The organism is uncultured Paraglaciecola sp. (assembly GCF_913020055.1).
In the GTDB taxonomy this organism is placed as follows: Bacteria; Pseudomonadota; Gammaproteobacteria; order Enterobacterales; family Alteromonadaceae; genus Paraglaciecola.
The window spans coordinates 1-5260 of the sequence record NZ_CAJWCF010000164.1; the positions used below are offsets into that span (position 1 = coordinate 1).

Here is a 5260-nt window from a genome sequence, read left to right on the forward strand (position 1 = left end):
AAGAATTGCTTTAGATATGAAATAACTAGCCATCTTTTTTGCTCCCACAAAAGAAAACAAACACAAAAACTACAGTGATAACTCGAAAATCACTATAGTCGCTCTTGTTGTTTCACAGATGACATAACCTAAAATCCGTTTAAGCTATTGTATTACAAAGGAATACATGGTGGGTCGTGACGGATTCGAACCGTCGACCATCGCATTAAAAGTGAGTTACAACCAATAAACCACAACAACCTACAACACTAAACCACAATAAAATTAATAACTTACAGAAAATAGACCTCGTCAGTTATTGCCAATTATCGCTGTTATTTGCTCGCTACTGTCCCATGAGTGTCCCACAGAATTGTTAGAAATGGAAGGAGCTATACTAGATATTAATTATAAAAGCACACCCAGTAACCGCCATCATCCCCTAACTTCTATCACCAACTAAAATTTGCACCGGCGCGGAAGTTGTGAGCCATGTAATTATTACCGAGGTTACCTTGATAACCGACAGTTATAAGCGTATTGGCAAACGGGCTAAACCCTATATCACCAGAAAACTGCAACATATCTTCAACAGGCCGAACCGCATTAACGGAAAACTTACTGCCCAAGATAGTGGCCTCTGGAGCAATGCCTTCAGCAGATAATTCGTGCTGCCAGGCAAGACCAGCATTCAAGGTTAAATCATTGTCTCGCATGACAGAAACAACCCGCTCAGCCGCAACAGAAACACGACTACGTGTAGAAAAAACTTGGCTGCGCAATAAGGATAACCGCCCCGGATGAATGCCCTGTTCGTCAAAAGAATCACGATCTAAGGACGTAAAAGAAAAACCAACGCTTGGCGTCAGTGAAAAGTTCTCATGGTCATAGTTATACCCTACATCAAACCCACCAAAAATATCCGTACCACCACTTTCACCACTGACGAACCCATCGGTACCAAGAGTAATTAACCGCCCCGCTTTATAAATACTATGTGATGCACCAACAGTCGCAGAACTGAAAAAATTATTATATTCCCCTCTGCCTGACAGAAACCCAAGATAATTCTCAAGTGACCCGCCTCTATTTTGAGCATGTTCTGTCACAGAGCTATCCATATAGCCACCACCGAAACCCACCTGAAAGTTACGGCCAATATCTAAATCCATGCCGCCAATCACATCATAACGATCAAAGTCATACCCAAAGCCTTGTGAATCGCCTTTATGATCCCCGAAAGAAGTTGATCCTATTTTCCAGATAAATGCAGCTATCTCACTATCACTAGATGCAGATAATGCAGCACGTTGCGCATAATGATCCCGGTCGATTATTTGCCTCATCAAATCGTGTTTTAAATTCACATTTTCAGCAAGGAGAGAAGAGTGAATCGTACCACTTAGATTTACCATAGCCTCCCCAACAGCAACTTCAGTCAGTGGATACAAGGCATCAAAAAACACCTTACTGTCTCCGGCAGTCTTCACACCAGCAGCTGAACGGGCATTATCAAGCGCCGTACCCAGATTAGCCAATAGGGCACGGGTAGTGCTGAGATTGCCTGCAAATGTCTGATAAGATCCTGGGGTAGCCACCAAGTCAATATTATTGTCGCCATAGAGCAAATCAAAACGGGTGTTGGCTGCCAGCCCTGAGGTCGGCTGGGTCATGCTATCAAAACTGCCGCTAATACCACCGGTAGCATTTATAATGGAAAAAGACTGCCCGAGCGTCGGGGTAAAGTTGTTATTAGCACTGCCACTAATACCACGCAAAATAGGGTTTATACTGCCATCAGCAGTAAATACACTGCCGGCACCCGTTAAAATAATGCGGTCATAATTACCCGCCCCACTCCCAATGCCAGTACCGTCAACTTCTATCTCTGTTGTACTACTTGAGGCAAGGCTTAATGACCCGGCAATAGTCAGTGTTCCTGGTGACTGTCCTGGGGAAAGCGTCCCAGATACAGTAACATCATTCCCGATTTGACCACTACCAGAAAGCGTCCCATTGGCAGCAATGGTCAGATTGCTAGCGAGACTACCTTCAACCACCAATGTCCCAGCATTGACAGTGGTATCCCCTGTATAGCTATTAGTACCGCTAAGCGTAAGTGTACCCGTGCCTTCTTTAGTAAACCCGCCGCTGCCGGTTATGTCCTTGGTCCATTCGCTATCCGTGTTATCGGTTATAGCCCGAGAACCAGAAGCAAACGATTTAAAACCCATAACCGCTGCTTCCGCATTTACCAACCCCCAGCCATAAATACTATCAACGCCCGGATCACCCAAATCAGTCGCTGTTGTCAGTAGTATTTGTTTAATCTGTTTCGCCGTCAGGTAAGGAAAAGCCTCTGCAACAAGAGCGGCGACACCGCTAACCATGGGCGCTGCCGCTGATGTACCACTCATTATTAGATCACTTGTACCATTGGCGGCATTAGCAGATTTAATACTAGCTCCCGGAGCAACTAGACAATAGTTTTGCGCCACCCCACACCGGGTGCTCCAAGACGTTATGGTACTCTGATCATCAACCGCTCCAACGATTAGCCAAGGATCTTCAAACTCAGGGTAAACAAAGGGAAGAGCCGTCATAAATTGTGGGTCACTATAACCATCATTACCAGCGGCCCGAACCATCAAGGCGTTCTTTTCTATTACTGTTCTTGCCAGCGCAATCGCTTCCGCATATTTGTCACAATCGCCCCAAGCTGGTACGGGGTTACAATCTCCCGAAAGCATACGTGCCTCACTAGGCTCAAAATAATCACGGGTGTACTTTAACTCCTTAGCACCCCAATTATTTCTATAAGTCACCACACCAGACGCGTATGCTGCCGGACCATAGCTCTGATTAATAACACGAACCCCCGCATCGGCAAGATAATTCACCGCAGTAAAAATACTTTCCTCTACGGCAGGAGTACTCCATGTAACTAATGGGTCATTAAAGATTCGACCAACAGCCACGTCAGCATTATAAGCCACACCATGCATACCCACTCCATCGCGCACACCAGCAGCAAGACTTGCAACGGCCGTACCATGCGTACCTGTATCTTTACTTAGTGATAGATTAGTTGGATCTTTAAAGTCTTTACCAAATACGTACTTGCCGCTAATCTCTTGGTGATCAGCTTCAAGACCAGTATCAACCACACCAATAGTAACGCCCGCACCGGTATACCCTTTCGCATAAGCGCCTGCTGCATTGACTGCACCTAGGCCCCACTGGGCATTATATTCGTCAGTTTCGAAAACACCTGAAACGGCGTTGAGAGGAAAAAATAAAATTACTATACGTAAAAGATAATACATTGAAAAAAAGCCCTTTATTTATTACCTCTCCTACTCAGGAAAGTTTTCAACGCGCATGGTACTTCAAAAAATAAAATAAATATGTAAGCCAAAATAGACAAAACAGATAAGATTTAAAAATTGTGTGATATCCCCTATTCTCAGAATCTAGTTAGCTAGATATAACAACTTACAAAACGGACCGAAACCGTTTACTACGACCACCAAAAGCCAACTGCCAAAGTTATCTTCCTTTTAAGAACAATAACTTAACGAAACAACCAACAACCCTTACAGCCCCCAGCAGCCCCATAGAGAGGGGTAAATGACGGCGAAATAACCTCAACTACAGAAACATGAATCCGCAATTTTACGCGAGATCAACAAGCGCTCAGATCAGAGCACTCGACACGGCAGGACACGCGGCTGTAAAGGAACGGGCGAGACTCAACGCTTTACTCAACAAACATCTTGCTGAGAAAGCAGAAAAGGCGTTATTGGAAAAAGCGGCTTAATTTTTTTTTCTAAATTCAAAATCGGGACGATAGGGGCAAAAACAGGACGAAGTCCCGATTTCAAAAGTAAATCGGGACGCACTAAACCCAGTAAATACGCGGCCTACAGCCGAATCGTCCCGATTACCACGGTTTTTAGCTTTGTTAAGTGCACGTGCTATTACTGTCTACTATTACTACTTAGCACTTATCACAGCGTTAACAACACATATTTTACTGGTAATCGGGACGATTGCTCTACAACCCCCGTGTTTACTGGAACCTATGCGTCCCGATTTCGACCCCATCGTCCCGATTTCACTTTTAACCCTAGCACCTAGCACCTAGCACCTAGCCTTGATGATATTCAAATTCCCATCCAGCCACTCTGAACCTTCAAAATCATTGTCGATCATTGATTCAAACATAGATCGAATCTGAGAAACTCGAGAAGAAAAACTGTGCAAATCTAGCACCATCTCTTGACCTGCTCTAGCGACCCTTTCGAGTTCATCCATATCACCCAAGAGCTGAGTAACTCGATCGCCAATAGTGTCTGGCTCTACTGCGAAACAGTTTTTCCCCGATAAATAGCCCACGTGTTTGAAACCTGCAAAGGGTTTACATAATAAAACACCTCCTCTTGAAGGAATCTCAACAAATTTTCTTATTGAATACCCCAATGCAGAGCCGCATGTAAAACACATTTTCGAGTCTTCTATCGTACGAAAAAATGTTTCCTGATAATCACTCAAAGACTTTCTTGTTTGAGTTAAAAGAAAAAAGCGTGACCTCAGTTTTCGTTTAATTCCTTGTCCATCTAAAGATAACTTAATTCCATTATTTACTAACTTTAAATTATCTAATGCCTTAGCTCTATTGTAATAACCTACACCCGGTACAGCGACATCAAAAGACCTAAATTCCAATGGGTGATATTTAAACTCGTCTTCACCTACCGTTCCATGAAACGAAACTATTTTCTCGCCACTTTTATCAATAAATTCAGCCCAATTATCGTTAACAGAGTTCGAGAATTTTTCCATTTCTAAATCTTCCATCTGCTCCTTTTTAAGCCAAAATTTAGAATCCCTCGTGAGCAAATAACTTTCTGTGGATTCGAGCAATTCCAGTTGTTGATTTGAAACGTTGTAAGGGTCAAAATTGGGATAAAATACTTTATGAGGTATAGACTTACTGGAGTTCAAAAAGAAGTCAATCATATCTTGAAAACAATGTTCAATATCCGAGTAGCTAAAGTAGTTAAAGCTACCTTTCAAGGGGTCGGCACCATTTTTTTTTGTCCAAAAAAGCGTTACTGCATCAATTATTACAATATCATAAGGGCCTGTCGCGTCAACAAATGCAGAAAGTCCTTTTTTAAGCGTTTTGCTGTCGACATATCCGGGACCGTAAAAACGAGTCAACCCTGATTGCTTTAGTATAGAGTTCACGACCGCCATATTCTTATTGATATAGAGT

2 protein-coding genes are annotated in these 5260 nt (G+C 43.1%); both read right to left on the reverse strand.

All coding sequences use genetic code 11. The annotated features are described in order from the left end of the window. Positions 1 to 431: 431 nt before the first annotated feature. Positions 432 to 3305 (reverse strand): S8 family serine peptidase, encoded by a 2874-nt coding sequence (locus QZ488_RS20915; RefSeq protein WP_293752402.1) that lies wholly within the window; start codon positions 3303 to 3305, stop codon positions 432 to 434. A gap of 817 nt (positions 3306 to 4122) precedes the next feature. Next, the coding region (locus QZ488_RS20920) for a glycosyltransferase (protein WP_293752404.1) at positions 4123 to 5260 on the reverse strand (1138 nt) is incomplete at its 5' end.